This window comes from Variovorax sp. 10L426 (assembly GCF_056395305.1).
The window spans coordinates 38,727-60,471 of sequence record NZ_JBFTJF010000022.1 but is presented as its reverse complement, the minus strand read 5'-3'; the positions used below and the strand labels follow the sequence as shown (position 1 = coordinate 60,471).

Annotated in this window: 16 protein-coding genes and 1 pseudogene; 10 read left to right on the top strand and 7 right to left on the bottom strand. The window is 64.7% G+C overall.

The genetic code is table 11. The features are described from left to right. Window positions 1-11: 11 nt before the first annotated feature. Window positions 12-2,795 (bottom strand): decarboxylase, encoded by a 2,784-nt coding sequence (locus AC1DHL_RS25710; RefSeq protein ID WP_478163825.1) that lies wholly within the window; start codon window positions 2,793-2,795, stop codon window positions 12-14. A gap of 299 nt (window positions 2,796-3,094) precedes the next feature. On the opposite strand from AC1DHL_RS25710, the gene aspT reads away from it, so the two are divergent. From aspT to AC1DHL_RS25690, 4 genes are all read left to right on the top strand, one after another. Beyond that, window positions 3,095-4,792, top strand: a complete 1,698-nt coding sequence (aspT, locus tag AC1DHL_RS25705) for an aspartate-alanine antiporter (RefSeq protein WP_478163824.1) — start codon at window positions 3,095-3,097, stop codon at window positions 4,790-4,792. Window positions 4,793-4,855: 63 nt separating this feature from the next. Next, on the top strand, window positions 4,856-6,475 hold the full coding sequence (locus tag AC1DHL_RS25700; RefSeq protein WP_478163823.1) for a bifunctional aspartate transaminase/aspartate 4-decarboxylase: 1,620 nt from the start codon (window positions 4,856-4,858) through the stop codon (window positions 6,473-6,475). 202 nt (window positions 6,476-6,677) lie between these two features. Continuing rightward, window positions 6,678-8,759, top strand: coding sequence for a bifunctional metallophosphatase/5'-nucleotidase (locus AC1DHL_RS25695; protein ID WP_478163822.1), 2,082 nt, complete (start codon window positions 6,678-6,680; stop codon window positions 8,757-8,759). 12 nt (window positions 8,760-8,771) lie between these two features. Further along, window positions 8,772-9,992, top strand: coding sequence for a tetratricopeptide repeat protein (locus AC1DHL_RS25690; RefSeq protein WP_478163821.1), 1,221 nt, complete (start codon window positions 8,772-8,774; stop codon window positions 9,990-9,992). Here the strand turns inward: AC1DHL_RS25690 and AC1DHL_RS25685 are convergent. Next, window positions 9,944-10,258 (bottom strand): hypothetical protein, encoded by a 315-nt coding sequence (locus AC1DHL_RS25685; protein WP_478103929.1) that lies wholly within the window; start codon window positions 10,256-10,258, stop codon window positions 9,944-9,946. The genes AC1DHL_RS25690 and AC1DHL_RS25685 overlap by 49 nt on opposite strands. Window positions 10,259-10,474: 216 nt before the next feature. Between AC1DHL_RS25685 and AC1DHL_RS25680 the strand changes: the two genes are divergently transcribed. Further along, complete coding sequence (locus AC1DHL_RS25680; RefSeq protein ID WP_478163820.1) at window positions 10,475-11,071, top strand: ABC transporter ATP-binding protein; 597 nt, start codon at window positions 10,475-10,477, stop codon at window positions 11,069-11,071. Beyond that, window positions 11,068-11,913 carry an ABC transporter permease gene (locus AC1DHL_RS25675; RefSeq protein ID WP_478163819.1) on the top strand — a complete coding sequence of 282 codons (846 nt, stop codon included), beginning with the start codon at window positions 11,068-11,070 and terminating at the stop codon, window positions 11,911-11,913. Before AC1DHL_RS25680 ends, AC1DHL_RS25675 begins: the two co-directional genes overlap by 4 nt. Here AC1DHL_RS25675 and AC1DHL_RS25670 read toward each other — a convergent pair. Further along, window positions 11,879-12,703, bottom strand: coding sequence for an alpha/beta fold hydrolase (locus AC1DHL_RS25670; RefSeq protein WP_478103925.1), 825 nt, complete (start codon window positions 12,701-12,703; stop codon window positions 11,879-11,881). The genes AC1DHL_RS25675 and AC1DHL_RS25670 overlap by 35 nt on opposite strands. A 73-nt stretch (window positions 12,704-12,776) precedes the next feature. Here AC1DHL_RS25670 and AC1DHL_RS25665 point away from each other — a divergent pair. Both AC1DHL_RS25665 and AC1DHL_RS25660 read left to right on the top strand, forming a co-directional pair. Further along, window positions 12,777-13,055: pseudogene (locus AC1DHL_RS25665) on the top strand (flavin-dependent oxidoreductase); the annotation flags it as partial. A gap of 69 nt (window positions 13,056-13,124) precedes the next feature. After that, the gene (locus AC1DHL_RS25660; protein WP_478163818.1) at window positions 13,125-15,896 is read left to right on the top strand and encodes a LuxR C-terminal-related transcriptional regulator; all 2,772 of its coding nucleotides are present in this window, start codon (window positions 13,125-13,127) and stop codon (window positions 15,894-15,896) included. Between the two features lies 1 nt (window position 15,897). Here the strand turns inward: AC1DHL_RS25660 and AC1DHL_RS25655 are convergent, their stop codons facing one another. From AC1DHL_RS25655 to AC1DHL_RS25645, 3 genes are read right to left on the bottom strand one after another with little or no spacing between them, the layout of a single operon-like run. After that, window positions 15,898-16,605, bottom strand: coding sequence for a phosphatase PAP2 family protein (locus tag AC1DHL_RS25655; RefSeq protein WP_478163817.1), 708 nt, complete (start codon window positions 16,603-16,605; stop codon window positions 15,898-15,900). Window positions 16,606-16,636: 31 nt separating this feature from the next. Further along, entirely contained in the window at window positions 16,637-17,953 is a 1,317-nt protein-coding gene (locus tag AC1DHL_RS25650) for a DUF3443 domain-containing protein (RefSeq protein ID WP_478163816.1), read from the bottom strand. Further along, entirely contained in the window at window positions 17,937-18,392 is a 456-nt protein-coding gene (locus tag AC1DHL_RS25645) for a DUF2844 domain-containing protein (protein WP_478163815.1), read from the bottom strand. The genes AC1DHL_RS25650 and AC1DHL_RS25645 overlap by 17 nt, the downstream gene beginning before the upstream one ends. A 213-nt stretch (window positions 18,393-18,605) precedes the next feature. Here AC1DHL_RS25645 and AC1DHL_RS25640 point away from each other — a divergent pair, with 213 nt between their 5' ends. Next, a complete protein-coding gene (locus tag AC1DHL_RS25640) occupies window positions 18,606-18,908 on the top strand; it encodes a DUF4124 domain-containing protein (RefSeq protein WP_478163814.1) in 303 nt (100 codons plus the stop codon). Between the two features lie 121 nt (window positions 18,909-19,029). Continuing rightward, entirely contained in the window at window positions 19,030-19,389 is a 360-nt protein-coding gene (locus AC1DHL_RS25635) for an HU family DNA-binding protein (RefSeq protein WP_478163813.1), read from the top strand. Window positions 19,390-19,473: 84 nt separating this feature from the next. Here the strand turns inward: AC1DHL_RS25635 and AC1DHL_RS25630 are convergent, their stop codons facing one another. Beyond that, the gene (locus AC1DHL_RS25630; RefSeq protein ID WP_478163812.1) at window positions 19,474-21,735 is read right to left on the bottom strand and encodes a heavy metal translocating P-type ATPase; all 2,262 of its coding nucleotides are present in this window, start codon (window positions 21,733-21,735) and stop codon (window positions 19,474-19,476) included. Window positions 21,736-21,745 lie beyond the last annotated feature (10 nt).

The following is a 21,745-nucleotide window of genomic DNA, read 5'->3' as shown; positions in this document are numbered from 1 at the left end:
CTCCTCATCGTTCAGAGATCCGTGGAACCGTTCTTCTTCTTGCGCTTTCCGAGCACCTCCGGCTTCAACAGCTTCAGCCCGAGGCTCGCGTTGTAGCCGTGGATTTCCTTCACGTCGAGCTTTCGCATGAACTGAATCGTGTCGGCTGCGATGACCTGGCCCGGCACCATGATCGGAAAGCCCGGAGGGTAGGGGATGACGAAGTTCGCTGCAACCAGGTCCGGGCCTTTCTTCAGGCGGTCGTCGATCGCCTTGTCCGCCAGCTTGATGTGCTCGCAGTCTTCTTCCCGGTAGGCCATGTAGAAGGCCGCGCGCATGTGGCCTTCGGTGGTGGCGCTTTTCGCGTCATCGCGAAACACGTCGTGGAAGTGGCTGAAGTTGGGCAGGTCCGGAACATCGTCCATCAGCGCCTTGACGCGCGCCTCGAAGGCGGCACGCGCGGCCTTGCCGCCTTCCAGCAGGCTGCGCTCCTTGTCGCGCGAGATGTCCGCCAGCACCTTCAGCAAGTGCGCGACGTCGCTGCGCGTGTTGTTGATGTTGATCTGGACGAGGATCGAGTTGCGCGACGTCTTGTTGATCTGCACGTCGTACTTCGAAGCCAGCAGGCCCTTGAACTCGGTCCCGTCATAGCCGGCCCGGCCCGTGACCAGCGTGATGCGTGTCGGATCGAGCGCGAACTCGTCGGTCTCCCAGGCCGCGAGGATTTCGATCCAGGTCGCATGCGGCTTGGCGTAGTCCTCGACGCCCGAGGCGCGGAACTCCTTCGGCACCATCTCGCCCGGCGTGAGGATGTGGAAGTACTTCGAGATGAGCGGGTGCGTGTTGACCTGCCGCCGCAGGTCAATGGAAAGCGCCACCGCCTGCATGACGAGTTCGTAGCCCTCGAGCTCCATCTGCCTGCGCGCGACATCGAGCGACGCGATGATCTGCTGGTTCGGCGAAGTGGAGGTATGCGTGTAGAACGCCTCGTGGAACTGCTCCTCGACCTGATGGAAGTCCTGGTCCCGCACGAGGATCATCGAACCCTGCCGCAGCGCGGACATCGACTTGTGGGTCGAGTTGGTCTGGTAGACGCGCACCCGCGCACGATCGGGGTCCGGCATCAGCCGCATGTCGAGCAATGACGGATCCTTCGGGTCGAGGTCGTCGCCCACCTTGCCCTTGAGCTTCGCTTTCCAGCTTTCGTATTCGACGCGGTACTCGGGCGTCAGGAGCCGGTCTTCCAGATCCTGCGCCGCGCCCATGCCCGTGCGCCGCCTGTGGAACGGCGAGAAGCGCGCGAAGGCGAACCACGCCTCGTCCCACAGGAAGATCAGGTCGGGCTTGATGGCCAGGCATTCCTCCATCACGCGCCGGCAGTTGTACATGTGGCCGTCGAAGGTGCAGTTGGTGAGGTCGACGACCCGGGCCTTGTCGAGCTTGCCCTCCGCCTTGAGCGTCAGCAGCGCCTGCTTGATGGTGCGCAGCGGCACGGCGCCATACATCGAATAGGCCACCATCGGATAGGCCTCGAGATAGAAGGGCTGTGCGCCCGCCAGCACCAGTCCGTAGTGGTGCGACTTGTGGCAGTTGCGATCGATGAGCACGATGTCGCCGGGCCGGCACAGCGCCTGCACGACGATCTTGTTGGAGGTCGATGTGCCGTTGGTGGCGAAGTAGACGTGATCCGCGCCGAAGGCGCGCGCGGTCATGTCCTGCGCTTCCTTGATGTTCCCCGTCGGGTCCAGAAGACTGTCGAGCCCGCCTGTCGTTGCCGACGATTCCGCGAGGAACAGGTTGGCGCCGTAGAACTGGCCCATGTCCTTGATCCAGTGCGACTTGAAGATCGACTTGCCGCGCGCGATGGGCAGCGCGTGGAAGGTCCCGATCGGTCGCGCCGCGTATTTCTTGAGGTTGTCGAAGAAGGGGGTTTCGTAACGGTCGCTGACACCCGCGAGGATGCTCAGATGGATCTCCATCAGCTCCTCGATCTCGTAGAACACACGCCGGACCGCCTTGGCGTCAATGCTCATGGCAGCGGCATCGACGCCGCGTTCGGTCACCAGGTAGATGTCGATCTCCGGCCTGATCTTCTTGAGGAAGTTGGCCAGCGTGAGGCCGTAGTCCCGCGGCATGCCGTCTTCCTCCAGATGGCCGAAGCGCTTGATCAGTTCGTGGAGCGCCGGCAATGCGTGCCTGGACTTGTAGCGGAATCCGTCATAGATGACGACGGCCTGCAGATTGAAGTTGACGATCGTCGCGACGATGGCGTCTTCGAGGCTGAAGGTCTGGACGGCCTCGTAGGTGAACGGGTCCTCGGTCCGCCTCAGCTTGCGCAGCTCGCGCTGCGGATTGGCGGTCTTGGCGATCTCGGGCGCGACGGTGAGGATCTCGAAGTACGGCCGATGGACCGAGTCGGCCACCAGGCCCGGTGGAATGCGATCGCCCAGGTCGACTTCCGTGTCCTCGTCGATGTTCCAGGCCGTCGCGTCGTGACGGTAGGAGCCCGAGAAGATCGAAGCCTTGATGCGATGCGCGGCGTTCGCGAGACCAGCGGCATCGCCGTCGGCGAGGAGATCGCGCAGGGCACGCATGAGCGTTGCGCCCGGGTAGGCCCAATAGCCTTCCAGCGGTTCGATCTGATCGAGCAGCGTCCTGATTTCCGCCGCGAACTTGTCCTTGTGCATGCCGCCGCCTGTGTAGGCTTCGGTGCAGACCTGGAGACGGCTCCAGCGCTCTCGTCTTGCTTCGGCAGCGGAAAAGAAGTCCGCCATCGACATGTCATCTGTATGACTATCGGCCTTGTCTTGGGACATGCTGTGCCTCCAGGCGCGCTTGAGAATCGGTGGAAGATATTCCATTCACGCGCGTTTGCGTGCTCGTACCTTTGGGCAACAGTGGTTGCACTTTGGTGCAGCTTGCCATCCCGGCTGCGCGCGATGCTTAATTGTGCTGGCGCACCCCAGGCGCAACTTGATGGATGTCAATCGCCACGGCGGATTCGCCTGCTAAAAAGCCGAGGGTGGTGTATTCGCGACCCTGGAGCCCCACACGACGACCAGTAAGCATGTGACAGCGCATGCGCGAGTTTGACACCGACAAAAAGGAGTCCCTCATGGATTGGCTTGTGCAAACGCTGAAGCAGTATCCTGAACTCGGCCTGTTCGCCGCTCTGGCTTTCGGCTTCTGGCTGGGGCCCAAGAAGTTCTTCGGATTCAGCCTCGGGGCGGTGACCGCAACTTTGATCGCGGGTGTTGCGATTGGACAGTTGGGCCTGTCGATCCCGGGTCCGATCAAGTCAGCCTTCTTCCTGCTGTTTCTGTTCGCGGTGGGCTACGGGGTCGGGCCGCAGTTCTTTGCGGGACTTGGCAAGGACGGACCCAAGCAGATCGCATTCACGTTGATTGTCATGGTGCTCTGTCTGGTCGTACCGATTGCGTGCGCCTACTTCGCCGGGCTCGATGTGGGCTACGCGGTGGGCCTGTATGCAGGCTCCCAGACGATCTCCGCCTCGATCGGCGTGGCCACCGATCAAATCAACAAGTCCGGCCTCTCGCCGGACGTGGTCAAGAGCATGCTCGGGGCGATTCCGGTCGGCTATGCGGTGACCTATATCTACGGCACCGTCGGTTCGGCGCTGCTGCTGTCCAAGCTGGGCCCCAAGATGATCGGCGCTGACATCGAGCAGGCCTGCAAGGACTACGAGGCCAAGCTCGGCGGTGGCGCCAAATCGGTTCAGCCCGGCATCCTTTCGGCATATCGCAACTTCGGGCTGCGCGGCTATCGCATCACCGAGCAGAGCGGCCTGGCCGGCAAGCGCTGCAAGGACACGTTCCCTGGCGTGCGGGTCTTCTTCGAGCGCATCAAGCGCGGCGGCCAGATCATCGTGGCCCAGGCGGACAGCGTGCTGCAGCTGGGCGATCTCGTGGCGATCTCGGGTGCCCGACATCTCCTCGTGGACGAAGTCGAGAAGATCCTCGAAGAGGTCGATGACCACGAATTGCTGGACATGCCGGCGACCGTGGTCGATGTGTTCATCACGAACAAGGCGATCAACGGCAAGACGATCGCCGAGCTGGCCGAGCTGCCAGAAGCGCGCGGCGTCTATCTCACCAAGATCACTCGCCACCTTGTCGACATCCCGCGGCTTCCGGGCACCGAGATCCTTCGTGGTGACGTGATTCGCATCGGCGGCAGTGTCGATCACGTGAATGCCGTCGTGCGGATACTGGGCTACGCCGATCGACCGACCGATGCGACGGACATCTCCTTCATGGCGGCGGGCATCCTGATCGGTGGCCTGATCGGCGTGTTGAGCGTGAAGATCGGTGGCGTGCCGATCAGCCTTTCAACCTCTGGCGGCGCGCTGCTGGCGGGCTTGTTCCTGGGTTACTACCGCACCATCAAGCCCAAGTTCGGCCAGATCCCGGCGCCTGCGCTGTGGCTTCTCAACAACCTCGGCCTGAACGTGTTCATCGCGATCGTCGGCATCAACGCCGGGCCCGACTTCATCAGCGGCCTGCAGAAGCTGGGCGTGAGCCTGTTCCTCTGGGGCGTGGTCGCGACCTCGGTCCCGCTGCTGATCGCCGTCCTGGTGGCGCGCTTCATCTTCCACTTCGATCCGGCCATCCTGCTCGGTTGCTGCGCCGGTGCGCGCACGACCACGGCGGCGCTCGGCATGGTGCAGGACGCGGCGAAGAGCAACATTCCGGCGCTCGGTTATGGCATGCCTTACGCGGTGGGCAACACCTTTCTCACGATCTGGGGCCTGTTCATCGTGATCGCGATGATGAAGCTCAGCGGCGGAAGCTGACACCGTTCTTCATCGAATCAGCTCGTGGCGACGACCTCGCTATTTCGTTCAAGGAGCAAGTAAATGGATCTTTTGACGTTGCGCAACTACGAGGCCCTCGGCCCTTTCGAGATCAAGAATTTCCTGGCCGAGTCGGCGACCAAGGCGGCCAAGTCATCCGCGATTGCCTATCTCAATGCAGGTCGAGGCAACCCCAACTGGGTCGCGACCGAGCCGCGCGAAGCCTTCTTCACGCTGGGCCAGTTCGCGGTGCAGGAAACCAAGCGCGTCATGGACGTGGCACCGGGCATCGGCGGCATTCCGCGCGCGGAAGGTTGTGCGGACCGCCTGCAGGCGTGGCTGGCCAAGCATGACGACCTGCCGGGTGCCGACTTCCTGAAGCGGATGGTTCCGTGGGCGGTGCTGAAATTCAATTTCAAGCCGGACGCCTTCGTCAACGAACTCGTTGATTCGATCATCGGCGACCACTACCCGGTGCCCGACCGCATGCTGGTGCACAACGAGATCATCGTGCGAGAGTTTCTGCAGTGGGCGATGTGCGGCGAGCCGAGGCCCAAGGGCACCTTCGAGCTCTATGCGGTCGAAGGCGGCACCGCCGCCATGTGCTACACGTTCAAGGCGCTCAAGAACAACCGGTTGCTGAACGCCGGCGACACCATCGCGCTGGGTGTTCCGATCTTCACGCCTTACCTGGAGATGCCGCACCTGGAGGACTACGACCTCAACGTCGTGACCATCCATGCGCCGCAGGAGAACAGGTTCCAGTTCACCGACGAGGAACTGGACAAGCTGCTCGATCCCAAGATCAAGGCCTTCTTCGTGGTCAACCCGGGCAACCCGTCGGCCATGGCCTTGTCCGAATCTGTCATCAAGAAGATCGGGGAGATCCTGAAGAAGCGCCCCGACCTGATGCTGCTCACCGACGATGTCTACGGGACCTTCGTGCCGGGCTTTCGGTCGCTCCTCGGCGCCTACCCGCGCAACACGATCGGGGTGTATTCCTACAGCAAGTATTTCGGCTGCACGGGCTGGCGCCTCGGGGTGATTGCCGTGCATGAGGACAACGTCTTCGATCAGCACATCGCCAAGCACGACGCCGCCACGCTGAAGAAGCTCGACAAGCGCTACGGCACGCTGACGCCGCATCCGCGCGAGGTCCGGTTCATCGACCGCGTGGTGGCCGACAGCCGCGACGTGGCGCTCAACCACACCGCGGGGCTGTCGCTGCCGCAGCAGGTGATGATGTCCCTCTTCTCGCTCTATGAGTTGATGGACGACCAGAAGGTCTACCAGAAGGCGTGCATGGAAATCTGCCATCGGCGCGCGCTGTTGACGCTCGAAGGCCTTGGCGTCGACGTGGCTGCCAATCCGCTTTTTGACTACTACTACGGGTTGATCGATTTCGAGTTCTGGCTGCGCAAGTACGGCACGGAGGAACTGGTGGCGTGGGTCAAGGAAAACGTGCATCCGCTGGACATCGTCTTCAGGCTTGCCGAGGATCACGGCATCGTGCTGCTGAATGGCGGGGGCTTCGAGGCGCCGGACTGGTCGGCGCGGATCTCGTTCGCCAATCTCGACGAAGACGTCTACGAAAAGATCGGCCGCGCGGTGCGGGCGGTGGCTCGCGGCTATGTGGAATCCTTCGAGAGGGAGAAGGGTGTCAAGCTGAAGAGGAAGTCGTAGGCGCCGCAAATCTTCCATCTGCCTTGCTTCGGGCCGAGGTGAGCGGCCGGAGTTCCAAGCGTCGCATGTGACAGAAGCATGTCGACGTTTCACCGACGGGCGCGTGGCACTGCGCCGTCATGGTCACCCAGGATAGTTCTGCCGGTGAGTTCGCGAGTGCGCTCGCGCACTTGCTGGCAGATCAAAACCTGGAGGGCCATTCATGTCGAAATTCCGCTTCTTGCTCGCCTGCGCGCTGACGACAGTCGCCGCGGGCATCGGGCCGATGTCCACCGCGGCGCATGCTGCCGAACCCGATGTCGCCGGGTCTCGTCGCGCCGACGACGGAGACAGGGGCAGGGGAAATGACAACGATCGCAATCGCGACAGGGACCGCGACCACAGCCGCGACAACGATCACGATCATGACAACGACCATGGCAACCATGGCCGACCGCCCGAGCCGATCAAGGTCAAGATCATCGGCTTCAACGACTACCACGGCAATCTGCAGTCGCCCGGCACCTTCGGAGTCAATACGGTGGTCCCCGCCGCGCAGCGCCCGGCAGTGGGCGGCGCCGAATACCTTGCCGCCTATGTGGCGCGGATGAAGGCGCAGAACGTCAACAACGTCGTCGTGGGTGCGGGCGATTTCATCGGCGCGTCGCCCCTGATCTCTGCCTTGTTTTTCGACGAGCCCGCGGTCGAGACGCTCAACAAGATCGGCGTCGAGTTCAATGCCGTCGGCAACCACGAGTTCGACAAGGGCTCCGGCGAACTCAAGCGGCTGCAATCCGGCGGCTGCAAGATCACCGACGGCATGCCCGACCCCAACAGCTGCAAGGGCCTCGGCTCGAACGCCATGGGCACCTTCGACGGTGCCCGTTTCAAGTGGCTGTCGGCCAACGTCTTCGAGACGGCCACGGGCCGCACCTTGTTTCCGGCCTACGGCATCAAGACCTTTGAAGGCGCGAAGGTCGCGTTCATCGGCATGACCCTGAAGGGCACGCCCGGCATCGTCACGCCCACGGGTGTGGCCGGCCTGGAGTTCCGCGATGAAGCGCAGACAGTCAATGCATTGATCCCGCGCCTGCGCGCACAGGGCGTCGATGCGATCGTCGTGCTCGTGCACCAGGGCGGCTTCCAGACCAGCCCGAACGTCGGCGACATCAACGGCTGCGACGGCAACCTGAAGAATGCCGATGGCACCGACTCCGACATCGGCAAGATCGTGAAGGGCCTCGACGACGCGGTCGATCTTGTCATCAGCGGCCACACGCATGCCGCCTACAACTGCTCGGCGAACACTGTGGACGTGAAGAACGTGAACGGAGCCGCCGTCAGCACGCCGCGTTCGACCGGCCTGCCCAACCGCAAGGGGCGGCTGGTTCCCGTCACCAGCGCGAGCGCCTTCGGTCGCTTGCTCACCGACATCGATCTCACGCTGGATCCTCGATCGCACAAGGTGCTCAAGGTGTCGGCCACGAACCGCCTGGTGGACCGCACCGACGTCGCGATCAACAACGCCATCGTCACCGACCCAAGCGTCAAGAACATCGTCGATGGCTACAACGCCCTGGTATCGCCGCTGGCCAACCAGGTCATCGGCACGATCACCACGGGGCTGTCGAACACGGCGAACGAAACTGGTGAAATGCCGGCTGGAAGCCTGATCGCAGATGCCCAATTGCAGGCCACACAGCCGGCCGCTCTCGGCGGCGCAGTGATGGCGTTCATGAACGCCGGTGGCGTGCGCAATCCTGGTTTCGTGAGCCCGACGGCCGCCTATCCTTACAACGTGACCTACGGCGATGCCTTCACCGTGCAGCCCTTCGGCAACAGCCTGGTGACGATGACGCTGACCGCGCAACAACTCAAGGATGTGCTCGAGCAGCAGTTCACCGGATGCAACGGACAGACGGCACAGAGGGTGATGCAAATCTCGAACGGGTTGAAGTATTCGTGGAGCGCCTCGGCTCCCGCCTGCTCGAAGATCGTGAACGTTGTGCTCACGCCCATCGATGTGACCGTGACGCCCCCGGTCGCGACCGGCGCACCCGAGAACATCGTGGTCGACGGCGTGGTGCAGAACCCGACCAGGACCTACCGGGTGACCGTCAACAACTTCATGGCGACCGGCGGTGACGGCTTCACCGTCCTGGTCGGTGGCACCAATACGCTCGGCGGCGCGCAGGACATCGACGCACTGACGGCCTACCTGAACGGCGGCTACAAGGCGCCGAAGGCCGCCTACGATCCGACGCTGCCCGCGCTGGCGATTCCGCGGATCACGCGGCTTCCCTGAAGGCGATCGCGCTTGATATCGAGAGCCCGGGCCGTATCGCTGGCGCTGCTCATGCTGGGCCCGCCAGCCGTGTATTGCGGCGCGCAGGAGGCTGCGGTGAAGCCTGCGCTGCGCTCCGCGGCCGCGATCACCGACATGCGCGTGAACGACCCGGTGCTGATGGATCAACGCTCGGCGCTGCTGAGCCGCGGCGAGGCAGAACTGGCGCGCGGCGATGTCGCGGCTGCCACCGACACATTCGAACGCGCGGCCATGATGCTGCATGCGCCCGACACGGAGATGGGCCTGGTGCGCGCCTACATGCAGGCCGGGCAATACCGGCGCGCGCTGGCGTTCTGCGCGCACGTGGCCGGCGCACACCTTGAATCAGCGCCCGCAGGCGCGTTGTATGCGTGGCTCTTGCGCGCGGGCGGGCAGGGAGCGGTGGCCGACCGCGTGCTCCGGGAAACCATCGAGCGCCTGCCGCAGGATCCGGTGGCGCTCGACGTGCGCCGGGCCTTTGCGTCCCCGGCACCCGTCGCGAGCGGACTCATGCTGCAAACGCCGCACAGGATGGCGCCCCAGGCGGTTCAGGAAGGTGGCAAGTCCGCGGTCCCCGACGCGGCCCGTGTGGCGTCGGGTGGCGTGCTGATCGGCAATGGAACGATGGCGCTGGTGCCGAGTGCCGTGGTCCGGCCCGAGACCACGAAGGCGATCTGGCTGCGCAACGGCATGGGGCGGACCACGCTTGCGCATGCAGACCTCGGGGCGCAGCCCCTCGGTTCGCTGGGCGTCACGATACTGCGCCTGGACGCGCCGCTCGCCGCCGAAGGAATGCCGGCCGTGGCTGCGCGCGATCCGTTTGCGGGGAGCGCCGGCTTCGCGTTCGAGTACGCCGCGATGGAGAACGCGGCGCCGGCCTGGCCGTGGCTGACCCAAGGCTTCTTCGGTGCGTTCCAAGGCGAAGCTGGGCTTCGGAAGCTGGGCATCGGGATTGCCGGCAGCACCGATGGAGGTCCGGTGCTCGATGCCGCCGGCCGCCTTGCCGGCATGGTGCTGCAGAACAGTGGCGGCGGCGAAGCGGTGATGCTGCCTGCTTCGCGATGGGCGGATGTCTTGCCGGATGCGGTTCCTGTTCCGGCGCCGAGCTTGCCCCGTCAGGGCGTCGTCGCGCGGCCCGGTGGCGCCATACCCGCTGACGAAGCCTACGAAAACGGATTGCGTGTCGCGTTGCAGGTCATCGTGCTGCGTTGAGTCGGCACGACGATGCGAGTCACCTCGAAATGCGCGCCACCCATCTGGCCCGCGATATCGCCCGCCAGATCAGCATAGCCGGGCTCGATATAGACAAGCTCCTGCTCGCCATCCAGCTTTGCGACTTCACGCCAGTCCATCTGATGCTGGGGCAGGATGTCCGCGGGCTTCTGGTTCGGGCCCATCGGATAAGGCATGGCGTACACCCTGCACTGAGGGTGGCCGGGGGCGATGTAGATGGTTTCCACCCAGGCTTGGGATGTCATGGCTCTTCCTTGAAGATTCAGGTGGCGGGGCGGGTGGGGGAATGATTCAAGGCGTATTTCATATGGCATCAAGGCCACCGCGGCTCTCGTCGAGAGCTTGGTTGGCGCAATATTCCCATGCGACCGTGAAACTCTCGTGAAAGCGATGGAGGCCACAACTTGCTGAATCAGAGCAGCGCGATTGACGCACACGTGACCCAGTGTTACGAAGCACCCATGCTGAGCATTCGTGGCCTCCGTTCTGCGCATGGCGGCCCCTTCGACCTCGATCTCGCGCGCGGCGAGTGCCTGACCATCGTCGGACCCTCGGGCGTGGGCAAGAGCCTGTTCATGCGGCTGGTCGCCGACCTCGATCCCGGTAGCGGCACCGTGACCTTGAACGGCCGTCCGCGGGAGTCATGGCGCCCGACCGAATGGCGGCAGCAAGTCGTCTATCAGGCGGCCGAACCCGCGTGGTGGCAGCCGACCGTCGGGCCGCACTTCCCGGCGGAGTCCATGGAGCCGACGCGGGCTGCTCTCCCTTTGCTTCACCTGCCCGACGACATCCTTGAAGCAGAAGTGGTGCGCCTGTCGACTGGCGAACGGCAAAGGCTTGCACTGCTGCGTTCGCTGTCGCGCCGCCCTGTGGTGCTCTTGCTGGACGAGCCGACCGCATCGCTCGACGGTGCATCGTCGCTGGCGATGGAGGCCACGCTGCAGGGCCGCATCCATGACGGCCTGTCGATCCTCTGGGTAACGCACTCCACGGACCAGGCCGAGCGCGTGAGCCAGCGGCGCTATGCCATGACGCGTGAAGGACTGCACCCGCTGTGAACACTGTGGTCCATCTCGGCGCGGTCGACGTGGCGCTGGCCTCAGTCCTGGTTCTCGCGAGCGCGGTTGCCTCTCTGTTTCTGCGGCTCGATCTACACCGACAGGTGTTGTGGGCCGCAGCGCGCATGGTCGTGCAGTTGCTGCTGGTCGGCTTGCTGTTGCGCGTGGTCTTCAGGGCCGCATCGCCGGGCGTCACGCTCGTCATCGTGCTGCTGATGATCGCGGCCGCGGCGCGCGAGGTGGCGGTACGTCCCACGCGAAGGCTGCAATCGGCAGGCAACTACCGGATCAGCGCCGCAGTGGTCGGCATCTCGAGCGTCGCCACGGTCGCGCTGGCGCTGATGACGGCCATCCGCCCGCAGCCTTGGTACGACCCGCGCTACGCGATCCCGCTGATGGGCATCGTGCTCGGCAGCGTGCTCAATTCGGCGAGCCTTGGACTCGACAGCTTTCTGGAAGGCGTGGTGCTGCGGCGTCCGGCGATCGAGGCCCAGCTCGCACTGGGTGCGTCCATCCACGAGGCGCTCGCCGAACTGCTTCGGTCGTCGATCCGTCGGGCGATGATCCCCATCGTCAACCAGATGTCGGCTGCGGGGATCATCACGCTGCCGGGCATCATGACCGGCCAGTTGCTCGCGGGCATGGATCCGATCGAGGCGGTGAAGTATCAGATCCTGCTGCTCTTCCTGCTGACAGGCGCGGGCGGCCTGGCTGCCGCCGGAGCGGTGTACCTCGCCGCGCGCGCCATCACCGATGAGCGGCAACGCCTCCGGCTGGATCGATTGGCAAAGCCACCGGAGCGCGGCATCACCCCTTCACGAAAGCGAGCAGATCGGCGTTGATGACATCCGCATGGGTCGTCGGCATGCCGTGCGGAAAGCCCTTGTAGGTTTTCAGCGTTCCGTTTTTCAGAAGCTTTGCGGACAGCGGCGCCGAATCGGCATACGGCACGATCTGGTCGTCGTCGCCATGCATCACCAGCACCGGCAGGTTGAGCTTCTTCAGGTCTTCGGTGAAGTCCGTCTGGGAAAAGGCGACGATGCCGTCATGGTGCGCCTTGGCGCCTCCCATCATTCCCTGGCGCCACCAGTTCAGGATCACGCCCGGCGCCGGCTTCGCGCCCGGCCGGTTGTAGCCATAGAACGGTCCTGCGGCGATGTCGTGGAAGAACTGGGCGCGGTTGCTTGCGGTTTGCGCCTGGAAGTCGTCGAACACTTCCTTGGGAAGTCCGCCCGGATTGGATTCCGTCTTCACCATCAACGGGGGTACGGCGCTGATGATCACGGCCTTGGCCGCCCGGCTCTCTCCGTGGCGCGCCAAATAGTGCACCACTTCGCCGCCGCCGGTCGAGTGGCCGACATGCACCGCATTCTTGAGGTCGAGGTGCGCGGTCAGCGCCGCCAGGTCGTCGGCGTAGTGGTTCATGTCGTGGCCGCTGTCGACCTGGCTGGAGCGGCCGTGGCCGCGGCGGTCGTGGGCGATGACGCGATAGCCGTTCTTCAGAAAGAACATCATCTGCGCATCCCAGTCGTCGGAAGAGAGCGGCCAGCCGTGGCTGAACACGATGGGCTGGCCTTGGCCCCAGTCCTTGTAGAAGATCTCGACGCCGTCCTTGGTGGTGATTAAGCTCACGGATGGGTTCCTTCCAGAGGTTGATCGGTTGATGAGGGCCGCAACTGCGGCGGAGTGCATTCTTCTCCGATTCGGCGATGCCGCGCACGTGATGTACCCGGTGGGTTCCAACGGCGCAAGCCAGGCCATCGTCGACGCGCGGGTGCTCGGCGCGGCGATCGTCGAGCATGGCGTGAGCCCCGCCGCGTTGCAGGCGTACAACAACAAGCTGTGCGCCGATATTTCGGCGCTGGTGCTCGCAGCCGAGCGCGAGGCCTTCACGGCGCGTTACAAGGCTGCGGCGGGCTTCGCCATCGAGACGCTCAACGCGGCGCCGCAGACGATTGCGGCAGGGGCGCGGTGTCGCCTATGAGTCAGCGGCCAGGACTTTCGACGCTGCCGTAAGGTAATCCGCGTGGCGCGTTGGAGACAATCCACGCCAATGCAAACTTATGACCTCACCAGGCTGCGCAAGAAAAATGCGCCCCTCGGTCGTGCGCCGGCGCTGCGCACACGCAGCCGCTATCTCCTGATTCGCCGCAGCCTGCTCGACAGGCTCGCCGATGCGCGTCACAGGTACGTGGTCCTGCGAGCGCCGGCCGGCTTCGGCAAGAGCAGCCTCCTGGCCTCCTGGCGGGGTGAACTGGTGCCGGCCGGTGTGGACGTCGCCTGGCTGGACCTCGCCGAGCGACACGCGGACGTTTCGGGCTTCCTGGCCGACCTGGTGGCGTCGCTGGCGCTCACGGATCTCCCGATCGCTCGCGAGCCTGCACGGCTTGCCGGCCTCGAACCCGATGACGAAAGCATCGAGCGCGTGATCATCGCGCTGGTGCGAGGTATTGCTGCGCACAGTGGCGAAGTCGTGCTGGTCATTGACGACGCTCATCTCGCCCGCGACCCAGGCGTGCAATTGGCAATCCAGCTTCTCGTCGACTACGCCCCGACGAACCTTCGATGCGTGTTTGCGACCCGGCAGCCGCTTCCGATTTCGCTGGCGCGAGCGCAGGCTGCGCGAACGGTGCTGGACCTGGGTATCGAGGACTTGCGCTTTTCCCGCATCGAAACGCTCGAATATCTGGCGGCCATGGGCTCAGGCGTCGATCCCCGCCTGGCACAAGGGGTGCATCGCCAGACGGAAGGATGGGCAGCGTTGCTCAATCTGGCGAGTGCAGACCTGCGTCGCCGGCGCGGCGTGTTTCCGCCCCCGGTGGACGGCATGGCCGATCCGGCGCCCTTCGCGGACTTTTTCGAGACGGAAGTGCTCTCGCGGTTTTCCGAAGGCGAGTTGCATGTTCTGGTCTGCTGCGCGGTACCTGCCATGTTCGACGAAACGCTTTGTGCCGGCCTCGTCGGGGTTCCGGCGGCGCTTTCGGGCTGCAAGGGGTTGTTCGACCGTCTCGCCGGCGAAGGCCTCCTCGGTGCGCAGTCCGCCGCGTTGCCGGGCGAACGGTGGTGGCTCATGCATCCGTTGCTTCGCAGCACGCTTGCTGCTCACGCAAGAGCGTGGCCGGAGCACGACCGCCGGCAGATCCATGCGACGTTGTGGCAGTTCTTCGCAGACCGCGGCATCCATCACGAAGCCGTCAGGCACGCCCTGCTGGCGGGTGATGAGGGGGCGGCCGCCGAGCTCGCGGACCGTGGCGCCATGGTTCTGTTCGCCAAGGGCGATGTGCGCCCGCTGATCGCGCTGCTGCGCCAGCTTCCGCAAACTCTTTTGCGCGCCAATGTCGCCCTTCGCCTGTGGGCGGCCTGGATCGAATTGTGCGAATACCGCCTGGAGGACTGTGCGGCCAGCATCGGCCGCTTGCAGGTGGAACTGGTGGATGCCGAACCCGCGATTCGCTTCCGGCTCACGCTGCTGCGCTGCCTCCTTGCCATTCGCCTCGACGACTCCGATACGGTGAAGGCGATGCAGTCCGAATTGCTGCAACCGCCTGCGGAGGCCGATGCCATTGCGCTGGCCGGGCGTCGCAACATCCTGACCTGGCTCTTCATCCATGTCGGAGAGTTCGAACGTGCGCGTCGCATCCAGTCCGAAGAGCCGGCCCCGACTCTGGACGGCGAGCCGATCGTCGGTTCCATTTTTGGATCGCTGGCGGGGCGATGTCTTGTCGGACTCTCGCATGTTGTCCAGGGTCACATGCGTCTCGGGGAGCAGGTCTACCGCGAAGTGCTTCGCGAAGCCGAGGAGCGCGGCGCTCAATGCGCCGAAGCAGCCCGTCTCGCGGCGCTGTTGCTGGTCGAGGTTCTCTACGAGCAGGAGGGCCCCGAGGCCGCCATCCGGTTCATCGAGGAGCACGGTGGAGCCAATGACACCCTGATGCCGGACACCACGTTGCGAATCATGGCGGCATTGAATCGTGCGCATCAGGCCGCCGGCCGCACGGAAGAAGCGCTGGCCTGCATCGCACGCATGAGGACTCTCGCGCAACGCTTTCGGATAGACCGAATGCAGGCCCTGGCATTGATCGATCAACTGAAAATTCAGCTCGCGCGCGGCGATGTCGAATTCGCGCGTGGAAGCATGGAAGCGATCGGGGCGTTGGCCGGGCGTCACACGGGCGCGCAAGGTGGGGCGCCGCGCCGTATCCGCCGGTTGGCGGAAGAGGCCCGGGTACGCATGGCGATGCATGAAGGCGATTTGCACGTTGCGCTCGCGAAAATCGAAGGGCTCGTGGCCGAGTCCGCGCAAAGCGGAGAGCTGCGGCACGTGGTCTATTTTTCGCTGCAGGCTGCGGAGGTCGAAAGAAGGCTCGGGCGTGCGGAGCAGTGCAGAACCCGGGTTCGAAGTGCGCTTCGCCTGGGCCATGCCCTCGGCCTCAAGCAGACCATCCTGTGGTCACACGATGGCGCGTTGGCGCTGATCCGTGAAGCTTGCGCGGAGCCCGATGTCGATCCGCTGCTTTCCTTCTATGTGGAGCGCATCGAGGCGCTGGCGCGCGCCCAGGTCACAGGCATCCAGGGCGCTTTGCCGGAGACGGGTCGGGCAAGAGGCGCGCGGTGGGCCGACTTGCTCACGCCGCGTGAGGGGGAGGTCGCCGAACTGCTCGCGCAATCGATGCCGAACAAGAAGATCGCGCATGCGCTGGGGCTCTCGCTCGACACCGTCAAGTGGCATCTCAGGAACATCTACATGAAGCTCGACGCACCCGGACGCGACGCTGTCGTCAGGAAGGTGCGTGCCGAGGCGACCTGCACGTCACCCAGGTTCTGACTTACCAAGTGCCGTGGACCACCTGCTTCATCAGATTCAACAGTTGCCTGGCGTCCCAGAACAGATCTGCGATCTGGTAGGTGATGAGAATCATCGCGGGGTAGAAGATGTCGGGGCGGCGGGATTGCATCGTCATCGCGTGCTGGGAAAAGACTCTCAGGCCCGGTCTGGTGTTGCCGATCCATGCAAGCGCCACGCCGATGGCCCCGCCTGCCGCGAGATCTGAGACGTAGTGCAAGCCCAGGTAGGCGCGCGGCACCGCGATGAACAGCAGCACGAACAGCAGCGCCAGTCCGCCCCACAGGCGCGACACGAACCACATGCCGGCAGCCAGGGCGAAGAACATTGCCGCATGGTCGCTCGGCAGCGAACTGCTGCGATCCCAACCTTCGGGGTGCATCCCGTAGGGCAGCACGAAGCCGAGTTGCGGATCGATGATCGGCCGGGGCCGGGACGGCAGGATATGCGTCAGCCCGACGGAAATGACCGCGGCGAAGCAACTGGCGACAACGGCCGACACAAGGCGCGCGTGGCGCTGCTGTGGGTCGGTGGGATTGGGCGCAAACCAAAGCGCCCAGAATGAAATCAGCAGGGGGCCGACCTTGAGCAGTCCGTTGTACGCAAACGCCATCTCGAATGTGTCGAAGCCGCGCGAGACTCCCGCATAGGCGTTCATGAAATGGATGGCGGCTACGTCGATTTGAAGCATCGGATGATTTCGTGGTGGTCGCGACGATCTGTCAGTAGGCGACGTACGGCCCCGTTCCTGCAGGCGTCGAAGCGCCTTCGATGGCCGAGAAGACATTGCGACCGAAGAAGAAAGGCAGGCCCCAGTCGAATCCGGTGCCCCCCGGGAACGTCCCGGCGACGTTGCTGAACGCGGTCGCTGCCGTATTGCTCGTGAACTGGGTGTGGGCGTTCGCGACGCTGAAGGTGACCGAGCCGCTCGTGCCGTTGGTCCCCAGGTTGACGGCGGTGAGCGATTGCGTCGATGCCGGGCAATAGAAACCGCTCTCGCCCATGTTGGGGCAGGTCGGCAGCGCGGTGGTACCGAAGAAGAAGAAATTCGAGCCGCTGTCGATGAAGCTGTGAAGGTAGGTTTGCCCGTTGAACACGGTCGTGAAATCCCCGGAGCTGTCGACACCGTAGGCCTGGGCGCTGCCCAGCGCATTGTTGGCGCGCGTGCCGATGCCGAGCACCAGCGAGCCGATCACGTTCGTCGCGCCGCGGGGATCGATCGCGGGGAGCTGGATCAGCACGCCGTTGTTGTCCGACGGGAGAAGCGCCACCGGATTGGTCACCTGCTTGCCCAGGGGAAGGGCGGTGGCCGAGCACCCGTTGCCGCCGGGGCAGGCGTAGTAGGTTCCGGGAATGGCCTTGGCCACGCAGGCGTCGCCGCAGTCCTGGCGGAACGAACCCACGCCGAGCAGGCCATTGCCGCCCAGGCTTGCGACCGTGTTGTTCGCTGCGCCGGCGTTCGAGCAGGTGGCGGGGACGCTGGCGAAATCGGGGTCCGCGATGATCTGCACCGGCACCGATGCGGCCGTCAAGCTTCCCATGGTGACATCGGCCACCTTGACCGAGCCCCAGGAATAGCTGCTGACGAACTGCGCGCATTCGGCGATGGGGTTGTTCGAGGCGTCGGCCTGTTGCAGCAGGGCCGAACGGTTGTTCACTGCCGAGGCCATCAAGCGCAGGCCGCTCGATCCGGTGTCGAGGATGATGTGGTCGATGGTCTGGCAGGACGAGGTGCCCGGTGCACACACCGTGAGGCTGACATAGGGCGCATTGACGATGCCGGTGGCGCCGGCGGGCCCGGCATCGAGAATGATGGCCGTGACGTTGGGGCCGGCGACCGTTGCCCCACCGCCGGAAGGCGGGCTGGTGCCCCCGGTCCCCGGGGTCGAGCCGGTCGCCGGGAGGGAAGCCGGCAAGCCGGCACCGCCTCCGCCGCCTCCGCCCCCGCATCCTGTCATGACCAAGGCACAGACGGCCATCGCGAGCGCAAGCTGCACGCTGCGCATGCCGAGTCCGAGTCGGCTAGCGAATGTCTTCAAGGCGTACTCCCTCCGGCAACTGGCCGGGCAGATAGGCCTTGCCTTCAAAGGCACGCATGTGTCCGCCCGAATGGATGACCACTTCCGGCCGGCTCACCAGGGCGTTGCCGCGGCCGATGCGTCCCTTGCCGGCAGCCTCCGCGAAGGTGGCGAAGTGATCGCCCAGCACCTGCTTCAGGTCGGGCATGAAGGGGCCCTGCCATGTCACCGCGAAGACTTGGCCCGAGGCGGGAGAGACGAACTCCCGGACCACGGTGCCGGCGGGGGTGGTGATTTCATGCACGGTGTAGGCCGGGCCGGCCTTCACTTCGCGCGTGGCTTTCATGTGCGTCTGGTCCGTTGCCACGGACGACGCAGAGCCGCCGAGCGCGGCGACTGCTTCGAACGGCAACAAGGCCGCGAGCCAAAGTACGAACCCGATTCGACAAACGATCGGCATGCTGACCCCCCTTGCGCAATTCATCCGATGCACTTTCGAATTTCATTGTGGCATCGCGACGCTGCCGCATCCATAGGGTCCGATCGGTGTGGCGAGGGCCAGCGGCTCTGGCACGTCGAGTCTTTTTTCACGGTCGGCTCACCTATCTTGAAGAACGGGTGGACGGGTATTTCCGTCAGGTTAGCATAGTCGTAACAATTTGAAAGCGACCCTATGCCCTCTCCGGTTTCGCACGTCATCCGAATTGCCGTCGTTCTCGCGATCGGCGCCATTGGCGCCTCGGCGTCGGCAGAGATTCACCGATGCAAGGACGACAGGGGGCAAACCGTGCTCTCCGATCGGCCATGCGGGGCGGCGTATGTCGGTGATCCCCTTCGGTCCAATGCATTGGGGACAGGCGCCGACAAGGTCGCTGCCGGCGAGATGCACACCGGCCAGAGCAAAGACCTGTCGGCTCAATACTCGTTCATTGCAGACCGCACTTCGCACTCCGCGAGAAGGTCCTCTGACAGGTAGCCACCGCCGGCTTTGCCGACGGGCTTGCGCACTGCCCTATATACTCCGCGCCGCTTGCAGCTTGTATCGAATGCTGCGCCGCCATCGGCAACATGGCGAAATCAATCCTAAGGAAAACCTCGTGAACCGTATCGAACTGGTCGAAAAGATCGCCACCGCCCACAACGTCAGCAAGGCCGAAGCCGCCCGCATCCTGGAAACAGTGACGGGTTCCATCGTCGCCGCAGTGAAGAAGGGCGACCCCGTCCAGCTCATCGGCTTCGGCACCTTCAAGCAAGTGGCGCGCGCCGCTCGCACGGGCTTCAACCCCCAGGCTGGTGCCAAGATCAAGATCGCCGCACAAAAGGTGCCGAAGTTCGTTCCGGGCGCTGCTTTCAAGGCGGCCATCGATCCCAAGGCCGCCAAGCGCAAGGCCGAGAAGGCCGCAGCCAAGCCTGCAGCGAAGAAGGCTGCTCCCGCCGAGAAGGCTGCCAAGAAGTAAATTCTTCTTCTCGCAGCCGATGGCTGCGTCCCAAAGAAAACGGCCCCTCGGGGCCGTTTTCTTTTTGGGGGGTTTGCGGTCGCGTCAGGCTTCGACGCGTCGCAGCAATCGCAGGCCATTGCCCACGACCAGCAGGCTCGCGCCCATGTCCGCGAAAACCGCCATCCACATCGTCGCACCGCCGAAGACCGCCAGCACGAAGAACACGGCCTTGATGGCGAGCGCCAGGCCGATGTTCTGCCACAGCACGGTGTGCGTGCGCCGGGACAGGCGGATCGTCTCCGCGATGCGGCCGAGATCGTCGTTCATGATCACGACGTCCGCCGCTTCCATCGCCGTGTCCGTTCCCGCCGCACCCATGGCGAATCCGATGTCGGCGCGGGCCAGCGCCGGCGCGTCGTTGATGCCGTCGCCGGTCATCGCGGTGGGGCCGTAGCGCTCGCGCATCTGATCGATGGCGCCGAGCTTGTCTTGCGGCAGCAACCCACCGCGCGCATCGCCGATGCCCGCCTCGCGTGCCACCGCCTGCGCCGTGGCTTCGTTGTCGCCGGTCAGCATCACGGGCATCACGCCGAGGCGCTTGAGTTGGGCGATGGCTTCGATGGAGCTGGACTTGACGGTGTCGGCCACGGCGAAAAGTCCGAGCACGCCGCGCTCGCTCGCGAGGAGGGTCACCGTGCGTCCTTCGGCCTCGTGCGCGAGGAGCGCCGCGTCGAGCGCCGGATCGCCTTGGCCGCGTTCGCGGATGAGCCGATGGTTGCCGAGCACCAGACGCTCGCCGTGGATCACGCCCTCGACGCCGCGCCCCAGCAGCGCGGCGAATGCATCGACGTCGGAGACGGGGCCCTCCAGGCCTTCCGCGATGGCCTTGGAGACGGGGTGATCGGATCGTGCCGCCAGGCTCCTCGCGTGTTGAAAGGCAACGGCTCCGTCGGTGTTCCCCCATGAGCGGAAGGCCACCAACCGAGGCTTGCCTTCGGTGATGGTGCCGGTCTTGTCCAGCGCAACGGCCCTGAGCCGGCGCGCTTCTTCGAGGTAGGTGCCGCCCTTGATCAGGATGCCGCGCCGCGCAGCAGAGGCAAGGCCGCTCACGACCGTGACCGGCGTCGAGATCACCAGCGCGCAGGGGCAGGCGATCACCAGCAGAACCAGCGCCTTGTAGATTGCAGCCAGCCACTCCCAGCCTAGAAAAAGCGGCGGCAGCACGGCCACCGCCACGGCCAGGACAAACACTGTCGGCGTGTAGACGGCCGCAAAGCGATCCACGAAACGCTGCGTTGGCGCGCGGGAGCCTTGTGCTTCCTCGACCGCGTGGATGATGCGCGCCAGCGTCGTGTCGTTGGCGGCCGCCGTGACGCGGAACTCGATCTCGCCGTTTCCGTTGATGGTGCCCGCGAAGACCGACTCGCCCGGCTCCTTGTCGACCGGGATGCTTTCACCGGTGACGGGCGCCTGGTTGATGCTGCTGTTGCCGCGCGTGACGATGCCGTCCAGCGCAACGCGTTCGCCGGGCTTCACCCGTGCGACGGCGCCCAGCGGAATGTCGCTGGCCGGAATGCGCACCCAGCTTCCGTCGGCCTGCCGCACCTCGGCATCGTTCGGCGCGAGGTCGACGAGGCCCTTGATGGCATTGCGCGCACGGTCCACCGCGCGTGCCTCGATCAATTCTGCAATCGCATAGAGCGCCATCACCATCGCCGCCTCGGGCCATTGGCCGATGACGAAGGCGCCTGTGACGGCCACCGACATGAGCGCGTTGATGTTGAGCCTCGCGTGTCGGAGGGCCTGCAGACCCTTCGCATAGGTTTCGAGGCCGGCCAGGCCGATGGCCGCCACGGCGACTGCCATGCCGGCCACCTTCCAGGGCATGGTGTCCGGCGCGAAATAGGAGACACCTTCGGCCACGAGCGCCAGCGCGAGGGCGGCGGCGAGTCGCAGGTAGCCGCCGCTGTGCCCGTGATCATCGTTCAATGCAACTTCGGCGCCTGCCGAGCCTTGTGGCGCAAGCGGTTCGGGTACATAGCCAGCCTTTCGAATGGCCGCCAGGGCGTGTGGAATCGCGCCCGGAGCGCCGTCGATCCTCAGCGTTCGCTGGCCCAACTGGAAATGCAGTCCGCGAATCCCCGCGATCGGTTCGACGACGCGGCGAATGTCCGATTCTTCCGCGCTGCAATCCATGGTTGGAATGCGAAAGGTATTGGCGGCGACCGGCCCGTCTTGCGCGGGCTCGGGGACGTCGTGGTGGTCGGCCGAACAGCAGTCTGAGTGGGCGACATGGCCATGCGCGCCGCTGTCCGTCCGGTGAGCGGCGGCGATCGATGTTTCCGGGGTTGTTGTTCTTGCCATGTCGTCATTG